The 4217-nt window shown below is 36.1% G+C and carries 5 protein-coding genes; all 5 read right to left on the reverse strand.

Annotated features, from left to right (window positions below):
• Positions 1–257: 257 nt before the first annotated feature.
• The 5 genes from AC1RPY_RS07560 to mobV all read right to left on the reverse strand — a co-directional run bounded on the left by AC1RPY_RS07560 (position 258) and on the right by mobV (position 3823).
• Complete coding sequence (locus tag AC1RPY_RS07560; protein WP_481761989.1) at positions 258–878, reverse strand: GNAT family N-acetyltransferase; 621 nt, start codon at positions 876–878, stop codon at positions 258–260.
• Between the two features lie 93 nt (positions 879–971).
• Positions 972–1193, reverse strand: coding sequence for a hypothetical protein (locus AC1RPY_RS07565; protein WP_481761990.1), 222 nt, complete (start codon positions 1191–1193; stop codon positions 972–974).
• Positions 1190–1921: a replication protein gene (locus AC1RPY_RS07570; RefSeq protein ID WP_481761991.1), complete on the reverse strand. Its 732-nt coding sequence runs from the start codon at positions 1919–1921 to the stop codon at positions 1190–1192. The genes AC1RPY_RS07565 and AC1RPY_RS07570 overlap by 4 nt, the downstream gene beginning before the upstream one ends.
• A 74-nt stretch (positions 1922–1995) precedes the next feature.
• Positions 1996–2160, reverse strand: coding sequence for a transcriptional regulator (locus AC1RPY_RS07575; RefSeq protein ID WP_481761992.1), 165 nt, complete (start codon positions 2158–2160; stop codon positions 1996–1998).
• Positions 2161–2737: 577 nt separating this feature from the next.
• Entirely contained in the window at positions 2738–3823 is a 1086-nt protein-coding gene (mobV, locus tag AC1RPY_RS07580) for a MobV family relaxase (RefSeq protein ID WP_004906452.1), read from the reverse strand.
• Positions 3824–4217: the final 394 nt, after the last annotated feature.

The following is a 4217-nucleotide window of genomic DNA, read 5'->3' on the forward strand; positions in this document are numbered from 1 at the left end:
CGACGGCTCGAAAACGAGTTGCCAAGAGGGTGGAAAATCAGTGGATCGTATCAACTTCTTAAATTCCTTCCGATTTGCTTCAGTCAGACATTTATCGTTGACCCTACCGTTTATTTTCCCACTGGCCAAATAAAAAAGAGTAGCCTAAGCTACCCTTTTCTAAAAAAATAGTTCAACAATCGCGCCCATTGAAGGTAAATTTTTAAGAAATAACATTTTTTCATTTTACTTAGAAAATATAATACTAGCCCCTTTTATCACATTTTTCCGTACAAATAGAAATGCATATTCTCTTGTAATTCTGGCAAATCGAGCGTTTCTTCAGCTAATCGTTCCAAACCTTGATGTTCATAAAAGCCAAAATTACATGTCGTATCCGTAAATAAGTAAAATGTCTTAAGATTTTCAGATGTCATATAATCTAAAAATTGTTGATACAATTGTTTACCGATACCTGAACCACGTTGGTTTCCATCTACAACAAAAAAAGCTAATTCACCATCAAAGTTTGTACCAATGCTCTTTAAAAGAATTTCATCAACTTCTTCAAATTTTTGAAACGTCTTTCCAATTTTACGCCCTTCTTTAGATATAGCAATTCGTGCAACAGCAATTCCTTGCCGAATAAGATACCTTAGTGGTTTACGATGTGTTTCTCTATTTTTACCCATAATAATACCAACAGGCACTTCATTAAAAACAGCAACACTAGTAAATGTTTGATTAACAAGACAACTGGCAAGATATATTTTAGACAGTTGTTTAGCTAATTTTGGGCTTCCTAATCGATCGTAGTTCCATGATTTGCGAATCATATCTTCCAAGATATGATAATCGGATGGTTTAATAGGACGGTATTTAATATCTGCTTGTGTCATTACTTTTCCTCCAAATAATTAACTTCTAAATTGTTCTTAAATCCAATATATTCCACGTCAATAATCATTACTTAACCTCTCCAGTCTCAATATTTATTTTATTTCTCCCATTTCTATCAATTCCTCAAATCCTTCAACAAAGTAATCTCTATCTTTCAAACAAACAACTCGTTTTTCTGGACCTTCAGGTGTCTCAGTTTCACTTAACTTTATACCACAAATAAAGCATTGACCTAAAAGCTCTTTAGTCGGGATAACATTTTGATCAGTGTATTCTAAGTATTTCTCAACATCACTTTCACTAAACTCTCTCATGCTCTCACCCCTCTCTCATTCTTTATTTCTCCTGTATCAGGATCAATGGTTTTTGAATAGACCGGACGATAACCACATTGGTAATTTGCATCAAAATATAGTCGAAAAATTCCAGAAGAACTTGAAATTATTTCATTCACATATTTCATACTCTCAATTCCAAATTCGTTACCTCTTTGTCTGATAAACGAGCTTAATTCCTTTACATTAACAATGTTATATTCATCTACAATTTCAAGTAAAGTCTGCCTTAATTCTTTCTTTTCATTTTCATCAAGTGTTACGTATCTATCAATATCAAAATCATTTATAAAGATTAAATCTTTTTTATCGTAGCGGTGTTTACCTTTCTTAATTGCATCAGAACTTTCATGCGTTAAATACTGAAAATAATACTCCACGCTATCAACAATTTCGATATGAGATACAGATTGATCACCTAAATTACGTTTTATTTTTTTCCGAATACTTTCAACAGTAACCGGATTACGAGCAATATACAAAACATGATAATGTGGTTTTTTATAAATTGATCCACCAGCACTTATTATCTCTTGTTCATCAGGAGTCATATCTTTAAATTTTCGTTCAGTTTTATCTAAATTATGGAGCGGACTAATCGCCATAGGAATACCAGTTTTTTCTAAATTTTCAATAAAGTTTTCAGGAATACTTTCAGGATACAAAATGAATGCAAAGTTTCTAGCCTTTGTATTTTTAGTAGTCATATAGTATAATCACCTTTAGAAAATAAAAGCATTTTTCACGAGCGAACTTGAGAGAGGGCGCTCTTTTTTTATGCTCATTTTTCTCCTTTCTTAGATTTTTCGATAACATCACGCATATAGTTTCTAATATCGTAAGTTACAATTTTTCCTTCACTTTTTAAAATCTCTTTGTAATCAGCATACATCTTTTTAGGTATTCTAACGGTTACAACTTGATATTCTGTTTTCTCTTCAGGCATAAAACTCACTCCTTTATTTTTTTATCATTATACATCATTATATACTTATAGTCTATATAGTCAAAAAATAACCCGTTTAAAAAAACGGCGGTCAAAACGGCGGTCAAACGGCGGTCATAAAAAAACTCCCAAATCCATTGGGAGAGTAAGCGTAAAGTCCTATTCAAGTAAAATTTGGCACTCGGCACTTATAGGGGGGTCGTAGTACGGGAGCGAAATTCGCTCCCTGCCCCCTGATTTTCAAAATTTTTATCCCACTCAAACCAAAATATGGGCTCCGCCCAAACCCGCAAGCTGTGTCAGCTTGACCCCATAAATGAGCGGGAGCTCCCGCTCAAACTCACCCCGCACTCGCCGTGGGGCAGGCAAAAAAAGCAGGTGTGCTTTTCTTTGCATGCGCAAAAGTGTTTTATCCGCTAGTCTATCAACTCCTTAAAGCCTCAAAAAGGGGCTAACTGCTAAAGCAGCAAGCCCCTTTAATTCGATTTACCGTTGACAGACACAAAATTAACGACGTTCAATCTAGCCAGATGTTAAATTAAGCTCTTAAATGCCATTTTAAGCCCATATAAGCGTTTTAAAGATGTGGACCGCCTAATTCATCAGATTTATGTTTTTCGAGTTCCTGTGAGCTTTCAGGGGCTTTTTTAGACGGTTCTTTTAGTCCTGCACGTTCTAGCCACTTGTCAGGTAAATTGATACCTAGTTTTTTGTGTAGAAATTCATCAACATTGCGGACAATGCCTTGAAGTGTTCCGACTAACTTTTGCAATCGCTCATTCTCTCTTTCGAGGTCATTATAGTCCCACGTTGTTCTAGTCAGTTTATCTCTTAACGAGTCGGCTTCACGCCTTGCTCTAGCATGCATTTGATTGTAATTATCACTAAAAGACGCCCGTTGTTCCAAATCAGCGAGATCAGATTTATCAACCATGACTTTATTTTTATTCAGCAAAGTTGGTTTACTAGCAATTTTTTTGTTATCCCGTGGCTTGATTTCATCAAGCTGTTTTTTAGTATCTGCAAGCTTTGCTTGTGTCTCTTGTTTTTCGGTCTCTATTTTTTTCAAATCTTCCCGCATAGTTTTGTATTCGGGTACTGATAAATTCTTACGCTCTTTGTTTTTGTTGCCACGTTGAACATCAAAGCCATTCTCTTTGAGATATTGTGGTAATTCCTCTTGAATGCGCTGTAAGGCTTCACGATTGAATATACGCTTAGCTGAGAGCTTTCTATCATCATCAAAGGGCACAATGCCCATATGCATGTGAGGGGTCTTCTCGTCCAAGTGAACGACCGCATAACGAATATTTTCGTCGCCATAGTTATCTGCAAAATATTGTTTGGCTGTTTCAAAATATTTACGGGTTTCGACTTCGTCTAATTGCTCAAAAAAATCTTTGTCACTGGTTAGAATCCACTCATTGACTAAAACAGCGTCTTTGCGAACTGCCCGCTTACTAGCTTTATTTTCGTTGATATAGGCTTCAATATCCGTTTTAAAATTATCAGTGCGCCCAGCCACCAAATCATAATTCAAGTGGGAGCGGGAAACATCAATATCTTCGTTGCTGTGATTAGTCGTTTTCCGTTGGTCATGATTGCCAATACCGACTAAATTATCAGCTTTTAATTTCGTCATTCTAGCCACTACAAAACTCATAGTACGCACCTCATTTCGGAGTTATCTTCCAAGTAAAGTATAACCCACTATACTTCACTCTGTGAAGTGTGGTCTCTGCGAGGCTAAAAACTGTCTGTCCACTTTGCCCCTTTTTTCGCCTTTAGGCTGAAAAGGTTCGACGTGAACAGGCACAAAAAAAAACGCCTACAGCTGTCCTTTTTTCTAGTAACAGAAATGATATTTTCACCTTTGCATTTTTCCGCAACGATTGCAAATTCATTTCAATATCAAATTCAAAACAACAGACCTTGCCACTTTTTCAAAAGTGGCAAACCCAGAAAATTTCTACATGTCTCCGACGGCTCGAAAACGAGTTGCCAAGAGGGTGGAAAATCAGTGGATCGTATCAACTTCTTAAATTCCTTCCGATTTG

The organism is Dellaglioa sp. CoH-56-MRSF-12, from assembly GCF_056782075.1.